Below are 21,879 nucleotides of genomic sequence, written 5' to 3'. Positions count from 1 at the left end.
GTCAGCGCTCCTGCTTGGTCAGCGCCGCCGCCGCCAGCGCAAGCAGCACCGGTACGGTCAGGATGAGGAACAGGAAGGGCTGGGCCAGATCGGCAAAGCCGAGCGCCTTGGAAAAGGTGCCGCGGGCAATGAGGATGAAGTGGGATGCCGGGAACACCTCGCCGATCACCCTGCCCGCCCCGCTTAGCGAAGAGACCGGGTTGATCATGCCGGAAAACTGCACGGCCGGGATCATGGTGATCACCGCCGTTCCGAAAATGGCGGCGATCTGGCTTTTCATGAAGGCGGACACCAGAAGCCCGAGGGCGGTCGCCGCGCCGATGTAGAGAAGCGCGCCGGCGGCAAGCGCCAGGAAACTGCCCTTCACCGGGACGCCGAACACGGTCACGGCAAAAAACGCCAGAAGCAGGAACGATCCGAAGCCGAGCGCGACATAGGGGAGTTGCTTGCCGAGCAGGAATTCCAGCCGCGTCGTCGGCGTGACGTAGAAATTGGTGATCGAGCCGAGTTCCTTTTCGCGCACGACGCTGAGTGCCGTGAGCATCGCCGGGATCATCAGCAGGAGGATAGGGATCACCGCCGGCACCATGGCAACGAGGCTCTCCACATCCGGGTTATAGCGGTAACGGGTGTTGATGGTGATCGCCGGCTCGGCCGCCGCGCCGCGCCCCATCTCGCGGGCCTTGGCGAGCAGCCAGGTGCCGTGCATGCCTTCCACATAGCCCTTCACCGTTTCGGCCCGTTGCGGCATGGCGCCGTCGATCCAGACGGCCACCTCCACGGATTTGCCGCGGGCGACATCGCGGGCGAAATTCGGCGGGATTTCCACGGCAAGCGCGATCTCGCCGGCCCGCATGCGCCTGTCGAGGTCGGCATGGCTGGCAAGCGGCGGCTTTTCGATGAAATAGCGCGAGCCGGAGATGTTGAGGGCGTAGTCGCGGCTGAGTGTGGTATCGTCGCGGTCGAGGACGGCAAAGGTCAGGTCCTCCACGTCGAGCGTGATGCCGTAACCCATGACGAACATCAGGATGACGCTGCCGAGGACCGCCAGCATCAAGCGGACCGGGTCGCGCCGCAGTTCCAGTCGCTCGCGCCGGGCATAGCTGGCGAGACGGCGCAGGTCGAAGCGGCGCTGGGCGGCGGCCGTCGCGCCGGCCGTCTCCTGCAGGGGCACGGCCGGGACCTCGCCTGCCGCCGGCTCCTCGCCGGAGGCTTCCTCCAGATAGGCGATGAAGGCGGCCTCAAGGTCCCTGGCGTTGCGGCGTTCGACGATCGCTTCCGGCGTATCGGTAACCAGCACCGTGCCGGCATGCATCAGGGAGATGCGGTCGCAGCGCTCCGCCTCGTTCATGAAGTGTGTGGAGACGAAGATGGTGACGCCGTCGCGGCGCGAGAGTTCGCCCAGAATCCGCCAGAAGCCGTCGCGGGCGACCGGATCGACGCCCGACGTCGGCTCGTCGAGGATCAGCATTTCCGGCTTGTGGACCATGGCGACGGCCAGCGACAGGCGCTGGCGATGGCCGAGCGGCAGGCTGTCCGGCAGCGCATCGGCGAATTCGGCAAGGTCGAAGCGTTCGAGCATTTCGGCGACGCGGGCCGGGGTCTCCGCCGCCGGGACCCGGAACAGGCGGGCGTGCAGGTCGAGGTTCTGGCGCACCGTCAGTTCTGTGTAGAGCGAGAAGGCCTGGGACATATAGCCGACGCGCCGGCGGGTCGCCATGTCGTCCGCCTCCACCGGGTGGCCGAACAGCCAGGCCTCGCCCTCGCTCGGCGGCAACAGCCCGGTCAGCATCTTCATGGTCGTCGTCTTGCCGCAGCCGTTGGAGCCGAGGAAGCCGAAGATCTCGCCGCGCGTGATGCTGAGGCTGACATCGTTGACGGCGGTGAAGTCGCCGAAGCGGCGTGTCAGGCCGCGCGCCTCGATGGCGATCGCGTCGCCGGCGCCTTCGGGCCGCGGCGGCATCACCACCGGCGAGTGCGCGGCGCGCTTTTCCTCGGGAAGAAGGGCGATGAAGGCGGCTTCCAGCGTCTTTGTGCCGGTGCGCTCGCGGATGCCCTCCGGCGTGCCGGTGGCCAGTACGGCGCCGGCATCGAGCGCGACCAGCCAGTCGAACCGCTCCGCCTCCTCCATATACGCCGTGGCGACGACGACGGTCATGCCCGGCCGGCCGCGGCGGATGTCGTCGATCAGCGCCCAGAACTGGCGCCGCGACAGCGGATCGACGCCGGTCGTCGGCTCGTCGAGGATCAGCAGGTCCGGATCGTGAATGAGCGCGCAGCACAGGCCGAGCTTCTGCTTCATGCCGCCGGAGAGCTTTCCCGCCGGCCGGTCGAGGAAGGGCTTCAGGCCCGTCGCCTCGGTCAGCTCGTCGATGCGGCGCAGGCGCTCCTCGCGGTCGTGGCCGAAGAGACGCGCGAAGAAGTCGATGTTCTCGAACACCGACAGCGTCGCATAGAGGTTCTTGCCGAGCCCCTGGGGCATATAGGCGATGCGCGGGCAGACCTCGTGGCGGTGGCGGATCGAGGCCATGTCGCCGCCGAGGACGCTGAGCGTTCCCGTCTGCAGCGCGCGGGCGCCGGAGACGAGCGCCAGGAGGCTCGACTTGCCGACGCCGTCCGGGCCGATGAGCCCGGTCATCGTTCCCGCCGGAATGTCGAGGTCGACGGCGTCCAGCGCCACCGTCCTGCCGTAGCGCAGGCCGACGCCCCTCAGCCGGGCGATGGGCTCCGGCCCCTCGCCTGCCCCGGGCGGTGGGCTTTTACCGGACATCGGGCAGCCTGACGGCCAGATGCTCCGGCCACTCCGCTTGCCGGTCGAGCCGCACATAGGCCATGCCGGGCAGCCCGGTCTTCACGAAGCGGATGTACTTCTGCAGGGTCGCGGCATCGACCTTGGCCTTGACGCGAAAGGTCAGCTTCTGGCGCTCCTCCTCCGTTTCGACCGTCTTCGGCGTGAACTGGGCGACGTCGGCGACATAGGAGATTTCGGCCGGAATGATGTATTGCGGCGCCGCGTCCAGCACGATGCGGGCTTCGGCGCCGATGGCGATGCGGCCGGCCTCGGAGGTCGGCAGGAAGAAGGTCATGTAGACGTCGGCAAGGTCGACGATGTTGACGACGGTGCCGCCGGCCGCGATCACCTCGCCCGGCTGGGCGACGCGGTACTGGACGCGGCCGTCGCGCGGCGCCGTCAGGGTGGTATCGGCAAGGTCCGTGCGGATGCGGTCGAGCGTCGCCGTTCCGGCCTCGACCTGGGCCTCCGCGGAGACCACCTGGGCCCTCGCATAGCCGATCGCGGCGTCGGTGCCGGCGAGCGTTGCCTCGGCGGCGCTGACGGCGGCCCTGGCGCCCTCAAAGCTGGCGCGGTCGTCGTCGCGCTTCTGCAGGGTCGCGGTGCCGCGCGTCGCCAGCTCTTCGGTGCGGGTCAACTGCTTGGTGGCGGCATCGAGCTCGGCCTGGCGCTGGGCGACCGTCGCCTTTGCCGCCGCGTTCTCTGCCTGGCGCTGGACGACGAGGCTTTTTGCCGTCTCCACCCCGATCCGCGCCTGTTTCAGGGCCGCCTCGGCCTCGCGCAGCCGGGCCTTCAGTGATGCGGTCTCCATCTGCGCGACGGTCTCGCCCGCTGTGACGAAATCGCCGTCATTGACGGAGATCTCCTCCACCCGGCCGGCGGTCTTGGTAGCGATGTCGATCTCCACCGCCTCGATGCGGCCATTGGAGGCGGCGAATCCGTCCGGCACCTCGTCCCGTTGCAGGTAGTTCCAGCCGACGAAGGCGAGCGCGCCGCCGACGATGACAACGAGGAGCCCGACGGCAAACCCCGGCTTCTTCATGATCTCTCGCCCCCTTTTTATGGCCGGCCGAACACCCTGCAACGCGAAATAGTACGCGATTCGCAACAATTGCCCGCATGTGGCTTATCTGGGGAGCGGTGCCGGGTCGACCAAGAGCGATGGCCTGCGTTCAAATGACGCCCGCGGCCGCGGGCAGAAACAGCCAGTGACCGCTACCGTGCGGCACGCGGTCGGCACGCTCGCGGCTTTGCCGGCGTACGAGGGTTTGAACGGAGGCAGGCCGGGGCCTTCGGCATTGCATCAGAAGCGAACCGATCGAGACCGTCGATGAAAACCAACGCGACGGCGGCCGACGCGGATGGATGGCGATGGCGACTGGCACGGACGGATCGTGCCCGACGCATGCCCCCATTGGCGGGAAACCTAACCCGTCCGCGCCAAATCAAAGGGATCGGTACAAAAAAACGGGGGTCCTAAAACGCCCTCACCGGTCAATGTCTTGCATTGTGCTTGGCGCTCGGGCATATCTCGGCGAACCGGAGACGTGGCCGAGTGGCTGAAGGCGCTCCCCTGCTAAGGGAGTATACGCTGAACCGCGTATCGTGGGTTCGAATCCCACCGTCTCCGCCATTTCACATTTTCCCATATGGATATCTCCTAACAGTTTGAATGGTAAGGTGGTTTTTGGGGTTCGAAATCCCTGGTTCCGGTCATATGCAGGACGCTCGGCAAAAGCCAGTTTCAGCACCATCCTGCGCCCGTTGATGGGGCCCCTTTCCCAAATATTCCAAGGGCTTGACAGGAATTCGCAGGCGAGTTCGAACATTTCGTCGAAGGGGCGCTGCGGACCGGGCTTTTGGGCGAGCTTCTCGGACGTCAGCAGCTTGTCCCTTTCAAGCTTGGCGACCCGCCGTTCGTAGGCCGAGATTGATGCCGTCGACGTCGCATCGACAATTCGGTCCAGCAATTGCTCGATCTGCCGGTCACGTTTCACGATTTCCGATTTCAATGCCGTCGTTGCTTGCTTGGCCTGCGCCAGCCGCATATCCCAGGCCTGCTTGAACATTGCGCGGGCAATCTGAAACGTCCGCTCGCTCGGCGTCAGGTGTTTGAGGAGGGTCTCGAAATCGGCTTCCAATCGGTCGCGCGGAATCGATTTGCGATGGCTGTCGCAGGTCTTGTTGAAGCAGAGATAATAGGGGTGCTTCTTGCCGGTCTTCGACTTCGACCAGCACGCCGTAAGCGGCTTGCCGCAATCGCCGCAGACAACGAAACCGCGCAAGGGGAAATCGGTATTGATGTCCTTGCGTGCCGGCGCTTTGGCGGCGTCCCTGATACGGGTTTGAATGAGGTCATACTGCTCGAGTGCGATCAGGCCTTTGTGATGGCCCTTGCGCAGGCTGACGCCCCATTCCGGCTTTTCGATGTAGCCGGCATAATGGGGCCGGGTCAGAAAGCGGATCACGTCTTCGTAGCGCAGCTCGCGGTTTTTCCTACCCGCCATGAAATCGGGCCGGGATTCCAGAAAACGCTTCAGCTCGCCCTGGGTCTCGATTCGTCCCGAGGCAAACCCTTCAAGCCCCTCCTGAATGATTGAGGCCATCGGTTCGTCGCGCACCAGCAGATTGCCGTGCCCGGCGACCTTCTTGAATTTGTAGCCGGGTGGCGCGTGGAACGGCCAATAGCCGTTCATGGCGCGGGCGCGCATTCTGTGTTTGGTTTGTTCGGCGTTCTTTCGGCGGAAATACTCTGCGCCAAGTGCCTGCATGCCTTCGACATAAAGGCCATCTGAGTCCTGGCGGAACTCGACCGACGGGCAATCGATCCGCGCGCCGGTGGCGAAAATCGCATCGCGCAGGTCGAGATGAATTCGGATGTCACGAGCAAGCCGGGAGATATCGTCGAAGACGACGACATATTGCTCAGCATGCTTTTCGCGCTTCAGGAATTGCAGCAATTCCTTGATGCCGGGACGGTCCAGAAGCCCGCCGGACTGCGCACGGTCGAAGACCGTCTTGACGACATCATAACCCTTGTAGGCCGCATATTCGCGGCACCTTGTTTCCTGGGACGCAAGGCCGTCCCCTTTCTTGGCTTGGGCGACAGAGGAAATTCGACAGTACAGGATCGCTTTCAGCGGCCAACCGTCTTTTTCCTGTCTGTTCCGCCCATAGAACTCATTCATGGCTCCTCCCTTTCCGCGCAGACGCCTTTTCTTCGGCCCGCAGGTGTTGCGTTGCTTTTCCGGTATTGGTTTCTGCTTCAAGGGTAGCGGACTCGGAGGTTTGACCGCACGAGGTTTCGGGATTCTGCCCACAGGCGAGCCCGACCGGATCGATCCCGAAGCCGAGATCGACGAAGCCGACGATGATCGACCAGAGGGTCTCGAGGAACTCACGCTTCTGGTCCTCGGTGAGATCGCTGTCGGCGAGCATATGCTCGTAGAGCGCCACGTCGAGGGCCAGAACGGGCCGGTTTGACGTTTCGGATTCCGACGTGACGGTGTCGGTCCGTTCGCTGGAAGAAACGCTACGCATCGGCATCCTCCGTTTCCGCCTCCCACTCCAGCCGTTTCTTTCGCTTGCTTTCCTCGTCCTGCCAGATGATGAACTCCATCATCATGCACCAGCGGGCGCACACGTCGTGCGGAAAGCCGGTTTCGAGATGCAAGAACTTGAGGGCCGGTCCCAATTCAAAGCGACCGATCTTGAACGAAATGCCATCGCGCTCATGCAGAAACTCGATGTGATCCCGATCGCTCCTTGCACGGATGTCGTCGCGACTATCGGGAAGAACCTCATTGAATAGGCCGCACGCCGCGAGATAGCGTTTGTAGGCAAGGGCAAGGTTGTCAGCCAGATCGACCGGGATACAAAACCAGTCGAGATCAAGCTCCTGCACCATCAAATCGTCGGTGTAGCAAAGCTCGGCCCGTCTGATCTTGTATCCGAGGCTGAAGGTACTCATCGGCGCATCTCCGGACCACGCGGGCGGGAAGATGTGCGGGCAGTGCTCCGCGTTTCCGTCCCACCTCGGTCGGACGAACGGCTGCGAGATTTCTCCTGACTGCGCTGGGCCTCCCGTTCGGCCTTTTCCGCCTCGATCTGCGGGCGGTAGAAGCGCTCGTCGAGTTCCTTGCCCCACTCGAAGAGTTCGGCGTTTTCCACGGCACGGAACTCCTCGATCATCAGCGACTTGGCGTAAGCATCGGTGATGCTGAGTTCCTGGCCGAGGGTCTGGGACTGATGGGCAAAGGCGCGGTTGAAGCTCAGCTTGTCGCCGTTCTCCACCATGACGCCGATATCGACGGCGTATTGGTACGCACCCTGCCTTTGCTCGTCGGTGAGCTTTTCCGCGCGCTCGGCGAACTCCTTGCGCATGTCGTTCATGCTCTGCCCGGTGCGCTCCTTGAACAGATCGCGCAGGACCGTCTCGGCCTTGGCCGTATCGAACCGTTCGGAGCGGGCAAAGGCATAGGAATAGTCGCCGAGCTTATCCTTGAAGGCGCCCGACTTGACGATTTCCCGCTCGATGATGCCGGTGATCGCCATCGCCTCGTCGAACTGGCGGTCGGTCAGCAAGCGGCCTGAGAAGCTCTCGCGGGCGCTTGCCACGCGTTCGTTTTCTTTCGGATCATAGAAGTAATTCACGGTTCTCTCTCCTTTCGTTGTTTGAGAACATTTAGCGAACATAGTATGATTATATTCCTAGTATTGCCAAGCAAAACCGGCGCAAGATTGTTGCGTTTTATTTTCCGTAAGCTTGGGTCATCGCGCCGGACCTTTGCGTCGGTCTTTGCCGGAGCGGCGGTTCGTTGAACGCCGGAAGGCGAGACGCAGGTCACCGCGAAGATTGTTTTCGCGCATCGACTGCTTGACGATCTTGCCGAGCTCGCGGGCCTCGAAGTCACGGATTTTGTCGAGCCGGGCGTGATGGGCGGCCCTGACTTCCCGTTCGGCCTGCCGAAGCGTATCGGCCGGTGAGAAGCGGTCATGGATGGCCCAAGGGTGCCGCAGGGTTCTCTTGGGTGCGCCGGCCTCGTTGATGATCCGGCGCCGGGCGACCTCGACACGGGTCGCATAGTTGGTCCGGAACAGATGTTCTTCCCTCGCGACTGCCTTGTCGCAACGCTGCATGAGGTCATCGGCGCGCCGCCATTGATGAGGCGACTGGATGCCGTGCGCCTCATGGCGTAAGGCCACCCGGTCGAAGGTGCGGCGCAATTCCTCGCTCAGCGTCAAAGCCATGGTGAGCCTCGCTTTGCCGGTGCAATTTGCATGTCGAGCGGCAAATCCGGCAGACTTTCCAGATGTGTTATTTTGAAGATCAACAGGATGTGCGCGATTGGCTCGAACCGCTGGGCTATGAGGAATTCTGGCGTGAGGTCTCGACCTTCGATCTGCGTCTGCAATCGAAAGAAAGCTGCGACCAGCAGATATCGAGTGGTTCGGTCGACGAAGCGACGGTGCTGCGCGTATTGAAGGGCATGGTGCGCATGCAGGTCATCGATCAGCAGAACCTGCCGCCGCGCGATTACGTCGCGCCGCTCTCGATGCACTGAGCGGACGACTTGAGCGCTCATCGCTTTCCCTCCGCTTTGTGGGCGAAGCGGAGCCAGTCGCATGTGCCGTCAGTCGGATATTCGGTGATCGCACCGTAAGGGCCGAGATAGGTGCATCGCGTGTAGTGGCGTTTTGAGAAGTCCGCGTAGCTGTTCGGTCCGGTCGGACGCCACTCGTAGGACCAGATGACATGTGGCAGGCCGTAGAGTTGGTAGATGCCAATCATCAGGATCGGCACGACGATCCAGAGGAAGAACGAAGGACCGCTCAGGCGCGTAGTCTTCATGACATGTCTCCCCCATCGTCTTCCGGGTCGGTGTTCTGAGGCGTCGGATCGAGCGTGATCTTCGGGTCGGCCGGCAAAATGCCGCCTTCGAGCGGGTTCCGCTGGAGATCGAAGCAGTAGGGCGCGATCTGGTGCTGGCCGATCTTTTTGGCGTGTATCCAGCCGACATCCTTGACGTGGATGATCTGCTCGTCGGTTGGCAGGCGCATCAGTTCGTCGGGCGTGAACAGGCGCTCCTTCGAGATATTGATGGTGCCGGAGAACGCATCCCGGTCGGAATTCACCCCGATCGACCGGGAGACGGCGAGCGCTTCGCCCATGGCGCGGGAGACGTGTTCCGCTTCCTTGATCGAGGAGAAACCGAACCACTGCTTGATGACGGCGTTCTCGTCGATGGTGGCGGTTTCCTTGTCGCCGTATTTGCGTTCGATCTCGGAGCGCGACTGGGCAATCAGATGGCAGGTGCCGCCATAGCCGCGCATGGTGGTCAGTTGCGAGATGAGCGCCTTCAAGGGCGCGTTGGTGAACTCGTCGAGGATGAAGCTCACCGGAGGGGCATTGCCCGACAGCACCACCTCCACGAAGGATTGCAGTTGCAGGGCGTAGTCGGCACCAAGCCGCTCCATGTGGCGAACGGGACCGGCGAGGAAAATGACGAACTTCTCGCGCAGCAGCCGTTCATGGGAATGGGTTGCCGCAACGCCGACCGTGTGGAGCGCGCTTCCCGCACCATAGATGCGGACGGATTTGAGGGCGGCGGTCCTGTGCTGGGGGAAGTGCTCTTCGTTCGCGCCCATGCCGATGACGTCACGGGCGAGCGCCTGTAGCGCTTCGTCGCCTTCCTCGGCCTCGATCCTGGCCATGGCGAGAAGCATCTCTGGGTCGGAGAGCAGCGACCAGACGCCGCCGGGCGTCGCAAGCCGCGGGTTGCGCACGAGCAGCGTAGAGAGCGCGAACTCGATCAGGCTGCGGGGACAGTCCCTCCAATAGGCGTTTCTCTGGTCCCGTGGCGGCTCCTCGATGAGGGCCTGCGTCGCGTTCTCGGTGGAGAAAATCAGCTCGCCGTTTTCCTTGACGTGGGAGGCAATGACGGCGCCAAAGCGGTTGAGCGAGATACGGTGCGGATTGTCGAGCCCGAGCACCCCGAAATCGTCGACAATCGCGACTTTGCGGCCATGTTTGACGCACATCCCCGCACACTGTGCGGCGATCTCGCCTTCCTTGGAATCCGCGATCACGATGGCGCGGGCATGATCGGCGATCAGCGACTGCAGCCACGGCACGGCCCCGCAGGTGGTCTTGCCCCCGCCGGCGGCGGACAGAAGCAGTGAGTGCGCGTGCTTCGGGGCGTAGATCGGCTGGCTGTCATGGCTCAGCCCGATGATGCGGCGGACGATCTGGGCCATCAGCGCATCCCCGCCCGTCTTTGGGCGTCGTCATCGGCAAGCGCAGAGCCTTTCGGCTTACCGCCGATACGGTCGAGTTCGGTCAGCACGCCTTCGCGTTCTTGCAGATTCAATGCCGCCTTGATCGCATCGATCAGGGTGAGGAACGCGCCAAACCCCGTGATGACGCTGAACAGCCGGAACTGCCACCACGTGTACCCGTCCTCCGGCCACATGACCCAGGCGATGAAGCCGAAGAGGAAAGCGCCGAGGAACTTGACGTTGATCCTAACGATCGCCCCGACCTGCCGGCGAAACGCCGCCGAGGCCGGCTTTGCAGTGGGCTCGGGGACTCTTGTGGGGCGGGACCGGATCATGACGCGGCCCTCCGATGTACGCCGATGGCACGGACGATTTCGCCGCGCACGCGGTTGAGATCGGCGTAGCGGCCCCAGACCACGCCAGAGAGTTCCGAGCCACGCAAATCGCGTGACAGGAGCTTCAACTGTCCCGTCTGCCACCCGGCGGCGAGCGCCAGTGCCGCGCAGCCAAAGACCGTCGCGATCTCTCCGGTATGAAGCAGGTCGCCGAAGACGCCGGCAAAGCCCATGAAGCCGCCGCCGAACAGGAGCCCACCCGCCAGGAACGGGCGCCGCACCGAAACCACCGTCAGGGTTTCCAGGAGATAGGAGTCCCGGTGTGTGTTGACGCTCGCATTCTCCGCATCCACGTCGACAAAGCCGAAGATCATCGTCTTAGCTCCCCTTCGCGGCGCACTCAGGAGAGTTGAGCGCGGATTTGAGCTCGCTCTGCAGCGCCTTCACCGACCGGGGAACGACAAGCCGGAGTGTTCCGGCGTAGAGCGCGAAGTCGGTGCGGCGCTTTTCCAGCGTCATCGTTACCGCGCAGTCGCAACGCGATCCCGCGTGCGCGGCCGCGTAGTCCATGCGCTTCTTGCGGGCCGCCCGCTTGGCCTTCTGCGCCGCCTCCAGCGTCTGCGTCAGGATGTTGTTGTCGAAGTGATGCCCGTGCACGCGGCAATACTCTTGCCCCGCCCGGCCATAGAGGCCGAAGATGGCGTTGCAACCGAGTTTCGGGATGTGCGGCGCCTCCGGCTCGTCCGCCTTGATCTCGGCCCGGATGAAGCCATCACACCGCGCCGCCCAGTTGGACTTCTCGATAGTCCGCTCAGCAATCACCGGCCCGGTGACGAAGAGGCTCACGCCTCCATAGAGCACCATCGCCATCAATGCCCCGCCGGCAATCGGCAAACCGCCCGTGTCCTGGAACATTTTGGTCTCCTCCCCTAGCGGCGGTGCTGATTGTCGCGGCGGCTGCGCGACCGCCGACGGGGTGGCGCGAGCGGCGTGACATTGTCGCCGTCGTCGCGGTTGCGGATCAGGCCGTCGTCAAAGAGAGCGCTATCGTCGTCTTCGGCGGGGGCCGCCGGCTCGGGCGGGGCGATCTTGTACCGGGCCCACAGAAGCGCGAGCAGCGTGTAGAGCCAGAGCGCGAGCGGAAAGACCAGTTCCGCGACGGCGGTAATCGCCGCGATCGGCGCAAAATGGCCGAGATAGCGGAAGGTGTCCGAGACGCCGGTGCGCCTTGGAAAGCTCGGCGGCTCATTACTGCTGCGCTTGACCGTTGACGCGACCGCCTTAAGGCTCTGACCATGCTTGTCGAGGATGGCGTTGAGTCGCCTTGTGACGACCGGACGACCTGCGATCTCCGTCCCCAGCTGAAGTTCTTTGCCGTAGGCGGTGATCAGGGCGACCGGAACCGCCTCATCGAGTTCGGTGGCGGCCTGCTGAATCTCCGCATCGATCTTCTGCAGAGCGGTGCGGCGGTCCCAGATTTCCCTACCGCTATCGCCGATCACATCCTGATAGGCGCCAAGCAGCCGGTTCAGTTCTGCGAGCGCATCCCGGCGGGCCTTTTCGCCGGCATCCAACTGATGGACGATCGCCGATGCGCGACCGGCCTTGTCTTCAAGGGCCCGCGCCACCGGACCGCGGCCACCATTGCCGCGCCCCGACACACAGGACGAGCGCAACTCGCAGGCCCGTTTCTGATCCAGGTCTTGGGCGACGGCGCGAACGGCCGGCGCGACCCGTCCGGCCTGCTGGGCCGCGCGCGAGCGGTTGCCCACATAGTGGGAAAGCTCCGTGCCATATTCCTGAAGCTGTAGTTCGGCGACATCCTTGAAGGTGAGCCCCGCATAGGTTCCGGCAAAGAGGCCGCCACCGACCACCAGGATGGACCCGACACTGACGATGCCCGCACTGACATAGCCGATGGTCGCAAGCGGTGCGCCGCGTTCCACGGCCATCCGGTTGATGCCATAGGCGACCGCCGTCGCGCTTGCCGCAAGCAGCGCCGCCTTCGAAAAGGCAACGATCCCCGTTCCGCTGATGAGGTTCGGAACCGCCATCATCAGCATCCCGCCCGACGAGGCGGCAAGCGCCAACAGCGTCACCTTGACGAAGGGCTGCTTCTTGCGCTTCGGCAGGCGGATCGGTTTATCGGGCGTGTCGGATTTTGCAGCCATGGTCTGTCCTTTCCGGTCGGCTTATCGGGCAACGGGGAGACTGCTTCCAGCGGCCAGCATCAGCCGCTCGCAGTCGGCGCATTCGAGGAGCGCCGAGGGCTTCGCCCAGGCGTTCAATCCGCATTCGGGGCAGCTGAACTTGATGCGGTCTTTCTTCTGGGGGTCCGGCTGGTCGCCATCATCGTCACCACCCGCGTGGAGGCCGGTGAGGTTCACCCGGTCGTGCCAGTTGATCTGAAAGCCGGTGTCGAGGAGCGCGCGCCAGGCGATGTCGAACGGGCTGCCGTCGATGATGACGTGGCTCATCCGGTGACCGGTCTTCTTGCCACCCGGCAGCCCGGTGTCCGATGGGGAAAGGCCGATGCTCTCCATCTTCTCGGCCCAGACCTGGTCGTGGTAGCCGTTGGAACCGCGCCCGCCGCGTCGGTTCAGCGGACCGAAGTCATGCCGCCAGACATGGTATTGCTCGTGAACGAGGGTCGAAAGCGAATCCCGGAGCGGGCGGAGCCCAAGGAAAAGCGGGTTCAGCGCCACCTCGTGGCAGAGCGTTCCGTCCGAGCGCTCGAAGCGTTTGGGAAAAAAATGTCCGAGGACGTTCTTTTGGCGCGTGTAGCTGATCAGAACGTCGGGAAGCTTGCCGCCGAACAGCGCGTCATTGAAATAACTGAAGGCGTAGTAGACTTCCGCGCTCGCCTCCAGCGTCGGCGGTAGGTGGCGGTTCGTTGCTTCCTCGCTGCCCCGCGAATTGGATCGTACGATCAGTTTCAGTCCGGTATCGGAATTGAAACGCCGCTCCTTGCCTGGCCGCGCGGGAATCTGCGAGTTTGGATTTTCTACTTTCGCGTTCATGATCGCTTCCACCGAAATCAGTCTCGGCGAAAAGATCATTTGCGTTTGGGGAAGTCTGTAACGGCGGTGTTACAAGAATGGCGCGACCAAAGGACTCCAAGTACGACAGCTACGCCTACCGTCGCATCCTGCATCGCGTTCTGGACCTGCTGCCAAAATACGAAACCTGGTCGGCGATGGCTAATGCCATATCAGACTATCGCGGCGCGGATTTTGCCCGGAACAATCTCAATCGCTTGCGGGACGGAGAACTTGGCGACGTCCTACTGGATGTTCTGGTCGGCTGGCTCGAAACACACGATCCCGAGTTCCGATTGTCGCTAAAGCCGGAGGCGATCTTCTCCGAAGTCGGCGTTTCGGCGCGGGACTACTATTTCCACCTGTTCAGCATGGCCGATCTGGAGGAATGGGACGAGTCACTCCTTGGCGAGTTCGAAGGGGTCTATTTGTGCGCTCCCGAAAATGATGCCCATAGCTATTTGCCGTCCAACCGCGTGCGCGAGGAGCTGGAAGGCAAACTCATCGTACCGGAGCAATGGCGAAAAAATCGCGGAAACGAGATCAAGCGCTATATCGCCCAGCGTAGCTTTCTGATCCTGAAACGCACGGACGCGCACTACTACCACGCTGCGGAAGTGCCAATGGGTGCGCTGTTCCCACCTGAATTCGAAACCCTCGACATCAAGAGTTTTTATGAGGGCGTCGGCATTGCCTCGTCCAACACCATCCACGTCTTCTTGCGCGAGTGCCTCACCCGCGTGCCGAAACTTCACTCGATCATCATCAAGGACAAGGCCGCCTATAACGTCGCGAACATCAATGGAATCGAAATCTACGCCGATGTCGGCATTCGCTATCTGCGCGATGAATGGAAAAGCCTGAGTGGTGAACACCTCGACCAAATGCGGACGGAATTTGCCGAGCAGATCGCTTCCGATGTGTTCTTGCGCGGGACCAGCCAGATCAATGTCTCGCCGCTCCCCTGGACGAAAAACCGCGTCGATCTCGTCTACGGCACCGAGCAGGTCTACCATCGAAAGCCGCGAAATTTCCTGCGTGATCCCCACGTGCACTTCATCAAACCCGATCTGAACATCGATCCACAACTCGACAGGCTGATCGACAACCCTCTCGTCATCGGAGAAATGCTGTGAGCCTCGCGCCTCGTCCGGTTTCCCCGATCCGGCGATCCATTTTCTCCGACAGCGGTGAACGCACGGCCAAGCTATCCCTGATCTCCGCCGTCTACTACGACCGAACGACGCAGGCGTCGGACATCATCGAAAGCGATCCCGATCAAATTAACCTGCAAGACCCGTTTGCCGGCCTGACGGCGCTTCATATTGCCATCTTTCGGCAAAACGCGACCATCGTCGAACGGATTGCCAAACACCCTGTCACCAGGATCGAATTGGAGGATAAGTTTGGCCGCAGGGCGATCGACATGTGCGTCTACACGCAAAACGAAGCGATCTTTCGGGCGGTATTCGAGCGAACTTTCCGCACGGAAATGATTGCGCTCGACGTCGGCGATAGCGGTCCGATCATTCCGTTTAGACCGGAGTGACCATCGCCGACAACAGCCAGCTTCCGACCCTACAATTTGAACGTTGCGGCACGGTGACGAGTCATTTTCAAACCGGATCACTCTCCCAATCCTCGTGGCCGTGGCGTACGCGGACGATCAGAACGTTACCGTTGTCCTCGACGAGATAGACGATCAGATGCGCCTTGTGGGGGTGGATGCGGACCGGAGGGGAAATCTCGGTGCGCTCGCGGGCGAGCTTCGGATTGTCGGCAATGAGCTGGAACAGGGCTTCGAGTTCGAAGTGATAGCGTTCGGCCTGATTGGCTCCGAACAGGATCACGCCTTCGCGGTAGATACGGATGATGTCTTCTTCGGCCTTTTGCGTCAGACGATAGCCCACGCCCGCCTACCGCTTGGCCTCGGCCTGTGCCGTCCGCAGCAGGTCGGCCATGGAGCGAGAGCCGGCACCGCTTTCGAGCCCCTCGTCGACGAGCGCCTGCATCCGGGCAATCTTTTCCGCGCGTTCCTGGTCCTTGCGGATCAGGTCGCGGACATAGTCGCTTGAATTGCTGTAGCGCCCGGATCTTGCCTGCGCCTCGACCCAATCCTTCATCGGGTCCGGCAGGGAAACATTCATGGTGGCCATCGACTTCTCCATACCTTCAGTATGGCAGATATTGGCAAATACTGTCAAAACAAAGAAAGAGGCCGCTGCTTTCTACGACAACGGCCTCCGTGGGGAAGGTACGATCTTACTCGCACTTCACGTTGAGGATAGCTGAGCCGTAAAACCGTTCAATATATATTCGGTTTCGGCCAATCACCCTTGGGTTGAGCGTGGAGGCGAGAAGCCAGGGCCGTCCCGGCATAAGCGGACGGCCCTGACTAAACCGATCTGATACGCGGCGCGGCTAAGCGTTTTTCGTCTCCCACGCCGTATTGATCGCTGCGACGAGCCGCCCAACCGATTTGGCGATCCGTGCATCCGGTAAGCCGTAAATTTCGGCGGCAAGCTGCAGCGTTTTGCCGGAGGGATAGAACGTGTCGTCCTTGTCCCCCTCTGGTCGTTCGTCGAAGAAGAAGCCGGCCGGCATGTTTAGCTGCTTGCTGATGCGGTTCAGCCGCTCCGCCGATATGCGGTTCTCCCCTCTCTCGTTCTTCTGGATTTGTTGAGAGCTCACCCCGGCAATCCTGCCCAATTCCTCTTGCGTCAAGCCACGGAGCAGCCGGGCCTTGCGAATGCGGTGTCCGAGCAAGCGATCGAACTCGGTTGTCTTACGTGTCATGGCGGCCTCCTTCCTTCGAAGGGTTGCCGTTTGCCGCGGCATCGTCGCTGACGGAGCGCATCAAGAGATGCGTCAGATCGGCATGGTCGCGCCGGGCATCGAGATAGATCGAGGTCATCGCCCGGGCATGGGCTCGAAGATGTGTGCCTTCCCGGTCGTCGAAGACACCGAACAGCCCGCGAACCGCCTTCTTCAGCTTCCACGCCTTGTAGGTGACGATCGCCTGCTTCGCGTTGTATCGGTAGTCATCGACCCGTTGTTCGGCCTCCTTCAGTGTGAAGAAGTCGACGTCTTTGAAAGTACCGCCCCGTTTCAAAGTGCGGATGGCATCGTTGGCCGCGCTCGCCGGCAGGCGATTGAGAAAACGATCCCATAAAGTTTCGTATGTTTTGGTCATTGTAATCCCCTTTGTTAAATGAATTCCCACAAACAATGCGGGGATTATTAGACATAATTTGTTAATTAATCGTTAAATTCAGTGAATATATTTGACTTTTGCAAGATTATAACTTAGTTTTTCAGTATATTTCTTTTTGATACGATATGACATTTGAAAATACAGATATCCTCACACCCGCCCAATGCCGTGCCGCCCGCGCGTTGCTCGAAGTTGGTCAGACCGAACTGGCAGAGCTCGCAGGCGTTGCCGCATCCACTGTCAGTATCCTGGAAGGCGGCAGACAGGCCGTCAGCCTTCAATCGCTGAAGAAAATCCGCCGTGCTCTCGAACAGGCCGGGACAGAGTTCCTGGAGGGCGACGGCGTTCGTCGGCGCGAAGAGAAGATCGTCCAGATCGTCAAGGGCGAGGACGCCAATCTCCGTGTCCATGATGACATCTATCACACGCTGAAAAGACGCGGCGGCGAGGTTCTTTGTGCAGGCGTCACCGAACTCGACGAAAGCGCCGGAGAACGCTTCGCGCTCCTGAAGCGCCATATCGAGCGGCTGCGGGATGTGGGTATCACCGAGCGCATCCTCCTGAGGGAAGGCGATACGAACCTCGTCGCGCCGCGCGAATGGTACCGCTGGATCAAGGCCGACTACTTCGGCAGGAGCCCGTTCCAAATTTACGGCGACAAGATTGCGCTGAAGGACCTCGCCAACAATCAGATTTTAATCATTCGACACGCGCTCTTTGCGCAAAGCCAGACAGCGGCCTTCAACGCCTTGTGGGACATCGCCAGGCCCGTCGATACCGGAGCTCTCGGCGATGACTAGCCTGGCTCCGATATATGCGGAACGGACCAATGCCCCGCACCTGACCAAGATCGGACCGGAGCACTTGCCCGTCCTGTCGTCCATTTTGCGGAACGTACAACGGGACGACCCGTTCAGTCGATCCGCAGCCTACTATGCGATGACGGGCCGCAAGGGGCTTTGGGCGTATGGTGACGACGAGACCATGATGCTGGTCGCCCGCCATCCCAATCGGGACGATATCCTGTTGCTGTTCCCGCCGATGGGGCGCGATCCGGCCGGACTGCTGGCAAAAGCCGTCGACGACCCGCTCTCCCTACCATCCGGCAGGCTGGAACTTGCCCGCTTCTCCGCCAAGGACCAGGCACTGGCCTCTCGACTTCGGACGATGGGGGCAAAGGAACCCCACCAGGAAAAGGTCCTGGACTGGGCTTATCCCGTCCACGTCGTCAGCCCGAAGCGTATCGTCGAGCGGGAGGGCAAACCCTTCGTCTCCTTTCGCGGCCATATCAACCGCGCAATCCGGGCCGGATACCGGGCGGAACCGATCGATCTTGACCAGAACCGGGACGACATTCTCCGCATCATAGAGCAATGGGCCGACAGCCGCGGCGACAGCGACTTCAGCCACGACGATCTCACCGGGCCAACCCACTCGGTCCTCAATCTCATGGACCGGACCGACCTCGATATCGGCGGAACCATCTCCTACGACAGCGACGATGCTCCGATCGGCTTCTGGCTCTGGGAGCAAGTGGGAACCACCGCCATGTCGCTCGTCCGCGCCTATCTCCGCCACCCCGGCAATGCCGAATACGGCATCCTATCGATGGCCGAGCAACTCTCTAACGCCAACATCCCGGAAATGTGCCTCGGTGGCTCCGAGACCGCCGACCTCGACGCCTTCAAGCGCAAAATGCAGCCGGTCCGCTCCATCGCCCTCTCGACCGTCGCTCTCCCCGACCGCCACCTCGCAGCCGCGATGCGCCGATATCCAGTCGCGCCGTTTCCTGCGAGGGCGTGAGGTTGCCTATCTCGGATGGCAGAATTTGGCTCATTCCTGTCTTTGTTACTCTCCTTCGTCAATGACCGCTTCGCGCCATATCCCGGTCGTTGGAACCCAAGCGTCAGGAGCTCGGAAGCAGACATCAGTTTCTTTCTACCAGCAGAGCTGCAATGTTGGACATTCTGGATATTCTTCTATCGGGAGTGATGATCACCGACCTCGTCGTTCGCTCAACCGCCAGCAAGCTCCACAACTCGATGCCCTTTATTTGGGCATTCACATCTTCTTTCACCGATGTCAGAAAGGGACATTTAGCTGTTGTCGCTCGGAGAAGCGGGCAATGGCGCTATAGGAACGAGCCGCCAATGACCGATACGACAATACACAATCCAGACCGCTTTATGGCCGATTTGCGACAGATATTGTCGCAAGGGAAGAAGCGAATAGGCCTACTTTTGGGTGCTGGCGCACCCGTTTCCGTTCGGGTGAACGCCGAAGGCAAGCTTGATGCGGTCGGAGACCCACTCATTCCCGATGTTGCCCGTCTAACCAAAATTGTAGTTGGCGACTTGGCTGCGGAGGATCGAGAGGCCATAGAAAAACTTTTGCCTGAGCTGGGCGACAATCCCAACATCGAAATAATTCTCACACGCGTCAGACGTTTGTCACAGGCGATCGGAGCCGCCGAGGTTCACGGACTCAACGGCACTGCGTATGAAGGGCTTGCTCAGCGGATATGCCAAAAGATCGGAGCGATTGTTGCGAGTTCGCTTCCAGAAGAACCGAACGCTTTCACGGAACTGGTTGCCTGGATTGGCGGAACCCAGCGTGACCATCCGATCGAGATATTTACGCCGAACTACGATCTATTGCTTGAAGAGGCATTCGAGCGCGCGAGATTGCCTTACTTTGATGGCTTCACGGGCTCGCACAAGCCGTTCTTCGATCCCACTAGCATTTCGGATGATTCACTGCCACCTCGATGGTCGCGGATGTGGAAGATACATGGCTCACTCGGTTGGGAGGTGAAGCCGGATGCGATTATCAGAACAGGTAGTCGCGAAGCTACACAGCTCATCTATCCCGATCATCTCAAGTACGAGCAGATTGCGCGGCAGCCATATTCCGCTTTGTTCGAGCGCTTACGGGATTTTCTAACGACGCCGGACACAATCCTGATCTGCTCGGGCTTCTCATTCTTCGATGCACATATATGCGCGGTGTTGGACGAAGCGCTATCTTCGAACACGCATACCGCAGTGCTGGCGTTTCAGTTCAAACCCCTTGAGGAAGAGGAGCTGGCGGTCAAACTTGCTCTTCGTAGGCCGAACCTGAGTGTATATGCGCGAGATGGGGCTGTGATCTTCGGCATAAAAGGCAAGTGGAGGCCCGGAGAGCCCCCGACGGAAGAATGGAAAAGCATTCGCCGAACATTCTGGCAGTCGGACGCAGGAGGTGATGGGCAGTTCGTTTTAGGAGATTTTGCCCGACTTGCACGCTTTTTCGCCTTGGCTCAGGCGACGGACATTCTTTCAAGACCCGCGGTAAGTGCGGGAGATGACGCCAAAGAAACTGAAGCACTGCTAGCGGCTGGTACCGAAAGTGCTTAGTCGCGACCCTACATATCTGGGCAGCGTCGCATCGGTTTCCGGTTCTGCTGTAAGCGTTCATCTCGCTCAGTCTGTCGCGTCAGGTCTCTCAATGATCGAGGGGCGGGCCTACCGGATCGGACAGGTTGGCAGCTTCGTCAGGATTCCGCAGGGATATCAGGAACTGTACGGGGTCGTGTCAGGCGTGGGGGCCAAGGCCGCACCTCAGACTGGCGTTGTCCCCGAAGCCGACACTGGCCGATGGATTGAAGTGCAGCTTGTCGGAGAGGCGATAAGCGGAGTCTTCGAGCGAGGTATCAGCCAATATCCCAATGTCGGGGATGGCGTGCACATCACAACCGAGAGCAGCCTCGCCAAGATATACGGCGCGAGCGAACGGGGTCAGGTTGTCATCGGTTCCTTGTCCAGCGCCGAGAGCATCCCCGCCAAACTTGCCTTGAACGAGTTGGTCACTCGTCATTCGGCGATCTTGGGCTCAACGGGTTCGGGCAAATCGACAACTATCGCGAGCCTATTGCGCTCAATTTCTAGCTCAGAAGAAGGGGTGGAAGCTTACCCAAGCGCTCGCATTCTCATGCTCGACATACACGGCGAGTATTCGGCTGCACTCTCCGATATCGCCACTATTTTTTCGGTCGATCCACAAGCCGGTGAACAGGAACTGCTGATGCCCTATTGGGCGTTGGACGCATCCGATTTGCTCGACTTTCTTACGGGTGGCGTTGATGGTGCGCGCGAGACCGCATTCACTGACAAGATTTTCCAGCTCAAGGTCGCTTCGCACACGGCTCAGAGCTTTCCAGGTGTTCTTGAAAGCTCGATCACAGTCGATACGCCTCTCCCGTTCAGTCTCAAGCAGCTCTGGTATGATCTTATCAATTTCGAAGTTGCGACGTTTGAGGGGCCGAACCGCGACCAGCCCACGCTGCAAAATCCAGGCGATGCAGACCAGCTCGTCGCTCCGACTTACAAGCCTCACGCAATGCGAGCCCAAGGTCCGTTTTTGAACCAACAGGCCATCGGCATCCGTAGGCAGCTCAACCAGCTTCGTTCTTTGCTGCTTGATCGGCGCTACAATTTTCTCCTCCACCCAGGCAACTGGGAACCCGAACTCGACGGTACAATCAACAAGGACCTTGATGAGCTATTGGCCGGATGGATCGGCGGTCCCAAGCCGATCACAATCCTTGATCTTTCGGGTGTTCCCAGCCTCGTTCTTGAACGGCTAGTGGGCTCAATTCTCAAAGTCGTTTACGAGTCGATGTTCTGGAGCAGAGAGAAATCGGAAGGCGGCGCTGAGCGCCCGCTTTTAGTCGTGATGGAGGAAGCACATCGATATCTGTCCAGCAGCGCGAACGGGTTAGCTTCCCAGACAGTGCAAAAGATCGCCAAGGAAGGCAGAAAATACGGCGTAGGTGCAATGGTCATCAGTCAGCGGCCTTCGGAGGTCGACGAGACGATCCTCTCCCAGTGCGGGACCTACTTCGCCTTGCGTCTTTCCAATCCTCAAGATCGGGCAAGGGTGCAGGGCACATTGCCTGATGGACTTGTTAGCCTGCTTGACGTGCTACCCGTTCTGAGAACTGGCGAGGCCATTATCATGGGAGAGGCCGCAAAGCTTCCAATGCGCTGCCGGATCACCCTGCCGGCCAAAGAGCATCAACCCAGAAGCAGTGATCCCAAGGTTAGCGAACGGTGGTCGATACCTCGCCGAGAGGAAGGGTACGATCGGGTTGTAGCCTCGTGGCGCGCCCAGCGTGCTCGGGCAGTCATCAATACCATCGAGATTCAGCGTCAACCTGTCGATGACGAATCAGAGGGAGATTAG

Annotated in this window: 25 protein-coding genes, 1 tRNA gene and 1 pseudogene; 9 read left to right on the top strand and 18 right to left on the bottom strand. The window is 60.9% G+C overall.

What is annotated here, in order from left to right; genetic code table 11:
- Nucleotide 1 precedes the first annotated feature (1 nt).
- Both rbbA and CH339_RS11865 read right to left on the bottom strand, forming a co-directional pair.
- Nucleotides 2–2,770: a ribosome-associated ATPase/putative transporter RbbA gene (gene rbbA, locus CH339_RS11870; RefSeq protein ID WP_111434572.1), complete on the bottom strand. Its 2,769-nt coding sequence runs from the start codon at nucleotides 2,768–2,770 to the stop codon at nucleotides 2–4.
- A complete protein-coding gene (locus tag CH339_RS11865) occupies nucleotides 2,760–3,833 on the bottom strand; it encodes an HlyD family secretion protein (RefSeq protein WP_111434571.1) in 1,074 nt (357 codons plus the stop codon). The genes rbbA and CH339_RS11865 overlap by 11 nt, the downstream gene beginning before the upstream one ends.
- Before the next feature lie 499 nt (nucleotides 3,834–4,332).
- On the opposite strand from CH339_RS11865, the gene CH339_RS11860 reads away from it, so the two are divergent.
- Nucleotides 4,333–4,424, top strand: a tRNA-Ser gene (locus tag CH339_RS11860).
- A gap of 544 nt (nucleotides 4,425–4,968) precedes the next feature.
- Here CH339_RS11860 and CH339_RS11855 read toward each other — a convergent pair.
- The 5 genes and pseudogenes from CH339_RS11855 to CH339_RS11835 all read right to left on the bottom strand — a co-directional run.
- Nucleotides 4,969–5,979 (bottom strand): annotated as a pseudogene (locus CH339_RS11855) (recombinase family protein); the annotation flags it as partial.
- Nucleotides 5,972–6,331, bottom strand: coding sequence for a hypothetical protein (locus CH339_RS24315; RefSeq protein ID WP_146610159.1), 360 nt, complete (start codon nucleotides 6,329–6,331; stop codon nucleotides 5,972–5,974). The pseudogene CH339_RS11855 and the gene CH339_RS24315, both read right to left, overlap by 8 nt.
- A complete protein-coding gene (locus CH339_RS11845; protein WP_111434569.1) occupies nucleotides 6,324–6,761 on the bottom strand; it encodes a hypothetical protein in 438 nt (145 codons plus the stop codon). The genes CH339_RS24315 and CH339_RS11845 overlap by 8 nt, the downstream gene beginning before the upstream one ends.
- The gene (locus CH339_RS11840; protein WP_111434568.1) at nucleotides 6,758–7,444 is read right to left on the bottom strand and encodes a hypothetical protein; all 687 of its coding nucleotides are present in this window, start codon (nucleotides 7,442–7,444) and stop codon (nucleotides 6,758–6,760) included. The genes CH339_RS11845 and CH339_RS11840 overlap by 4 nt, the downstream gene beginning before the upstream one ends.
- Before the next feature lie 117 nt (nucleotides 7,445–7,561).
- Entirely contained in the window at nucleotides 7,562–8,041 is a 480-nt protein-coding gene (locus CH339_RS11835) for a hypothetical protein (protein WP_111434567.1), read from the bottom strand.
- A 62-nt stretch (nucleotides 8,042–8,103) separates the two neighbouring features.
- On the opposite strand from CH339_RS11835, the gene CH339_RS11830 reads away from it, so the two are divergent.
- The gene (locus CH339_RS11830; RefSeq protein ID WP_111434566.1) at nucleotides 8,104–8,355 is read left to right on the top strand and encodes a hypothetical protein; all 252 of its coding nucleotides are present in this window, start codon (nucleotides 8,104–8,106) and stop codon (nucleotides 8,353–8,355) included.
- 17 nt (nucleotides 8,356–8,372) lie between these two features.
- On the opposite strand, the gene CH339_RS11825 is transcribed toward CH339_RS11830, so the two are convergent.
- Genes CH339_RS11825 through CH339_RS11795 form a run of 7 tightly spaced genes read right to left on the bottom strand, consistent with a single transcriptional unit; the run spans nucleotide 8,373 to nucleotide 13,424 of the window.
- A complete protein-coding gene (locus tag CH339_RS11825; protein ID WP_111434565.1) occupies nucleotides 8,373–8,642 on the bottom strand; it encodes a hypothetical protein in 270 nt (89 codons plus the stop codon).
- On the bottom strand, nucleotides 8,639–10,048 hold the full coding sequence (locus CH339_RS11820) for a type IV secretory system conjugative DNA transfer family protein (RefSeq protein ID WP_111434564.1): 1,410 nt from the start codon (nucleotides 10,046–10,048) through the stop codon (nucleotides 8,639–8,641). The genes CH339_RS11825 and CH339_RS11820 overlap by 4 nt, the downstream gene beginning before the upstream one ends.
- The gene (locus CH339_RS11815) at nucleotides 10,048–10,404 is read right to left on the bottom strand and encodes a hypothetical protein (RefSeq protein WP_111434563.1); all 357 of its coding nucleotides are present in this window, start codon (nucleotides 10,402–10,404) and stop codon (nucleotides 10,048–10,050) included. Before CH339_RS11815 ends, CH339_RS11820 begins: the two co-directional genes overlap by 1 nt.
- The gene (locus CH339_RS11810; protein ID WP_111434562.1) at nucleotides 10,401–10,778 is read right to left on the bottom strand and encodes a hypothetical protein; all 378 of its coding nucleotides are present in this window, start codon (nucleotides 10,776–10,778) and stop codon (nucleotides 10,401–10,403) included. Before CH339_RS11810 ends, CH339_RS11815 begins: the two co-directional genes overlap by 4 nt.
- A gap of 4 nt (nucleotides 10,779–10,782) precedes the next feature.
- Nucleotides 10,783–11,319 (bottom strand): hypothetical protein, encoded by a 537-nt coding sequence (locus CH339_RS11805; RefSeq protein ID WP_111434561.1) that lies wholly within the window; start codon nucleotides 11,317–11,319, stop codon nucleotides 10,783–10,785.
- A 14-nt stretch (nucleotides 11,320–11,333) separates the two neighbouring features.
- Nucleotides 11,334–12,575: a hypothetical protein gene (locus CH339_RS11800; RefSeq protein ID WP_111434560.1), complete on the bottom strand. Its 1,242-nt coding sequence runs from the start codon at nucleotides 12,573–12,575 to the stop codon at nucleotides 11,334–11,336.
- A gap of 21 nt (nucleotides 12,576–12,596) precedes the next feature.
- The gene (locus CH339_RS11795) at nucleotides 12,597–13,424 is read right to left on the bottom strand and encodes a SprT family zinc-dependent metalloprotease (protein ID WP_111434595.1); all 828 of its coding nucleotides are present in this window, start codon (nucleotides 13,422–13,424) and stop codon (nucleotides 12,597–12,599) included.
- A gap of 77 nt (nucleotides 13,425–13,501) precedes the next feature.
- Here CH339_RS11795 and CH339_RS11790 point away from each other — a divergent pair, with 77 nt between their 5' ends.
- Both CH339_RS11790 and CH339_RS11785 read left to right on the top strand, forming a co-directional pair.
- A complete protein-coding gene (locus CH339_RS11790; RefSeq protein ID WP_111434559.1) occupies nucleotides 13,502–14,578 on the top strand; it encodes a hypothetical protein in 1,077 nt (358 codons plus the stop codon).
- Complete coding sequence (locus CH339_RS11785; RefSeq protein WP_111434558.1) at nucleotides 14,575–14,991, top strand: ankyrin repeat domain-containing protein; 417 nt, start codon at nucleotides 14,575–14,577, stop codon at nucleotides 14,989–14,991. Before CH339_RS11790 ends, CH339_RS11785 begins: the two co-directional genes overlap by 4 nt.
- 67 nt (nucleotides 14,992–15,058) lie before the next feature.
- On the opposite strand, the gene CH339_RS11780 is transcribed toward CH339_RS11785, so the two are convergent.
- Complete coding sequence (locus tag CH339_RS11780; protein ID WP_111434557.1) at nucleotides 15,059–15,352, bottom strand: type II toxin-antitoxin system RelE/ParE family toxin; 294 nt, start codon at nucleotides 15,350–15,352, stop codon at nucleotides 15,059–15,061.
- Between the two features lie 6 nt (nucleotides 15,353–15,358).
- Nucleotides 15,359–15,598: a type II toxin-antitoxin system ParD family antitoxin gene (locus tag CH339_RS11775; protein WP_111434594.1), complete on the bottom strand. Its 240-nt coding sequence runs from the start codon at nucleotides 15,596–15,598 to the stop codon at nucleotides 15,359–15,361.
- Between CH339_RS11775 and CH339_RS24685 the strand changes: the two genes are divergently transcribed.
- Complete coding sequence (locus tag CH339_RS24685; protein WP_170138501.1) at nucleotides 15,588–15,734, top strand: hypothetical protein; 147 nt, start codon at nucleotides 15,588–15,590, stop codon at nucleotides 15,732–15,734. The two genes, CH339_RS11775 and CH339_RS24685, sit on opposite strands and share 11 nt — an antisense overlap.
- A gap of 129 nt (nucleotides 15,735–15,863) precedes the next feature.
- Here the strand turns inward: CH339_RS24685 and CH339_RS11770 are convergent, their stop codons facing one another.
- Together CH339_RS11770 and CH339_RS24310 are read right to left on the bottom strand one after the other, a co-directional pair.
- Entirely contained in the window at nucleotides 15,864–16,238 is a 375-nt protein-coding gene (locus tag CH339_RS11770; RefSeq protein WP_170138500.1) for a helix-turn-helix domain-containing protein, read from the bottom strand.
- Complete coding sequence (locus CH339_RS24310; protein ID WP_146610158.1) at nucleotides 16,228–16,635, bottom strand: hypothetical protein; 408 nt, start codon at nucleotides 16,633–16,635, stop codon at nucleotides 16,228–16,230. The genes CH339_RS11770 and CH339_RS24310 overlap by 11 nt, the downstream gene beginning before the upstream one ends.
- Nucleotides 16,636–16,781: 146 nt before the next feature.
- Here CH339_RS24310 and CH339_RS24960 point away from each other — a divergent pair, with 146 nt between their 5' ends.
- The 4 genes from CH339_RS24960 to CH339_RS11745 all read left to right on the top strand — a co-directional run bounded on the left by CH339_RS24960 (nucleotide 16,782) and on the right by CH339_RS11745 (nucleotide 21,879).
- Nucleotides 16,782–17,456, top strand: a complete 675-nt coding sequence (locus CH339_RS24960) for a helix-turn-helix domain-containing protein (RefSeq protein ID WP_184443436.1) — start codon at nucleotides 16,782–16,784, stop codon at nucleotides 17,454–17,456.
- Complete coding sequence (locus tag CH339_RS11755) at nucleotides 17,449–18,459, top strand: phosphatidylglycerol lysyltransferase domain-containing protein (RefSeq protein ID WP_111434554.1); 1,011 nt, start codon at nucleotides 17,449–17,451, stop codon at nucleotides 18,457–18,459. Before CH339_RS24960 ends, CH339_RS11755 begins: the two co-directional genes overlap by 8 nt.
- Nucleotides 18,460–18,611: 152 nt before the next feature.
- Nucleotides 18,612–20,051 carry an SIR2 family protein gene (locus CH339_RS11750; protein WP_244669093.1) on the top strand — a complete coding sequence of 480 codons (1,440 nt, stop codon included), beginning with the start codon at nucleotides 18,612–18,614 and terminating at the stop codon, nucleotides 20,049–20,051.
- Between the two features lie 91 nt (nucleotides 20,052–20,142).
- The gene (locus CH339_RS11745; RefSeq protein ID WP_244669092.1) at nucleotides 20,143–21,879 is read left to right on the top strand and encodes an ATP-binding protein; all 1,737 of its coding nucleotides are present in this window, start codon (nucleotides 20,143–20,145) and stop codon (nucleotides 21,877–21,879) included.

The organism is Rhodobium orientis (assembly GCF_003258835.1).
Taxonomy (GTDB): Bacteria; Pseudomonadota; Alphaproteobacteria; order Rhizobiales; family Rhodobiaceae; genus Rhodobium; species Rhodobium orientis.
The sequence above is the reverse complement of the archived record's forward strand: the minus strand, read 5'-3'. Positions and strand labels throughout refer to the sequence as shown.

Bases quoted from the DNA above. Each gene is read 5' to 3' on its own strand.
- rbbA (WP_111434572.1), bottom strand. From the start codon at position 2,770: ATGTCCGGTAAAAGCCCACCGCCCGGGGCAGGCGAGGGGCCGGAGCCC.
- CH339_RS11865 (WP_111434571.1), bottom strand. From the start codon at position 3,833: ATGAAGAAGCCGGGGTTTGCCGTCGGGCTCCTCGTTGTCATCGTCGGC.
- CH339_RS24315 (WP_146610159.1), bottom strand. From the start codon at position 6,331: ATGCGTAGCGTTTCTTCCAGCGAACGGACCGACACCGTCACGTCGGAA.
- CH339_RS11845 (WP_111434569.1), bottom strand. From the start codon at position 6,761: ATGAGTACCTTCAGCCTCGGATACAAGATCAGACGGGCCGAGCTTTGC.
- CH339_RS11835 (WP_111434567.1), bottom strand. From the start codon at position 8,041: ATGGCTTTGACGCTGAGCGAGGAATTGCGCCGCACCTTCGACCGGGTG.
- CH339_RS11830 (WP_111434566.1), top strand. From the start codon at position 8,104: ATGTGTTATTTTGAAGATCAACAGGATGTGCGCGATTGGCTCGAACCG.
- CH339_RS11825 (WP_111434565.1), bottom strand. From the start codon at position 8,642: ATGAAGACTACGCGCCTGAGCGGTCCTTCGTTCTTCCTCTGGATCGTC.
- CH339_RS11820 (WP_111434564.1), bottom strand. From the start codon at position 10,048: ATGGCCCAGATCGTCCGCCGCATCATCGGGCTGAGCCATGACAGCCAG.
- CH339_RS11815 (WP_111434563.1), bottom strand. From the start codon at position 10,404: ATGATCCGGTCCCGCCCCACAAGAGTCCCCGAGCCCACTGCAAAGCCG.
- CH339_RS11810 (WP_111434562.1), bottom strand. From the start codon at position 10,778: ATGATCTTCGGCTTTGTCGACGTGGATGCGGAGAATGCGAGCGTCAAC.
- CH339_RS11805 (WP_111434561.1), bottom strand. From the start codon at position 11,319: ATGTTCCAGGACACGGGCGGTTTGCCGATTGCCGGCGGGGCATTGATG.
- CH339_RS11800 (WP_111434560.1), bottom strand. From the start codon at position 12,575: ATGGCTGCAAAATCCGACACGCCCGATAAACCGATCCGCCTGCCGAAG.
- CH339_RS11795 (WP_111434595.1), bottom strand. From the start codon at position 13,424: ATGAACGCGAAAGTAGAAAATCCAAACTCGCAGATTCCCGCGCGGCCA.
- CH339_RS11790 (WP_111434559.1), top strand. From the start codon at position 13,502: ATGGCGCGACCAAAGGACTCCAAGTACGACAGCTACGCCTACCGTCGC.
- CH339_RS24685 (WP_170138501.1), top strand. From the start codon at position 15,588: ATGGTGGCCATCGACTTCTCCATACCTTCAGTATGGCAGATATTGGCA.
- CH339_RS11775 (WP_111434594.1), bottom strand. From the start codon at position 15,598: ATGGCCACCATGAATGTTTCCCTGCCGGACCCGATGAAGGATTGGGTC.
- CH339_RS11770 (WP_170138500.1), bottom strand. From the start codon at position 16,238: ATGACACGTAAGACAACCGAGTTCGATCGCTTGCTCGGACACCGCATT.
- CH339_RS24310 (WP_146610158.1), bottom strand. From the start codon at position 16,635: ATGACCAAAACATACGAAACTTTATGGGATCGTTTTCTCAATCGCCTG.
- CH339_RS24960 (WP_184443436.1), top strand. From the start codon at position 16,782: ATGACATTTGAAAATACAGATATCCTCACACCCGCCCAATGCCGTGCC.
- CH339_RS11755 (WP_111434554.1), top strand. From the start codon at position 17,449: ATGACTAGCCTGGCTCCGATATATGCGGAACGGACCAATGCCCCGCAC.
- CH339_RS11750 (WP_244669093.1), top strand. From the start codon at position 18,612: ATGTTGGACATTCTGGATATTCTTCTATCGGGAGTGATGATCACCGAC.
- CH339_RS11745 (WP_244669092.1), top strand. From the start codon at position 20,143: ATGATCGAGGGGCGGGCCTACCGGATCGGACAGGTTGGCAGCTTCGTC.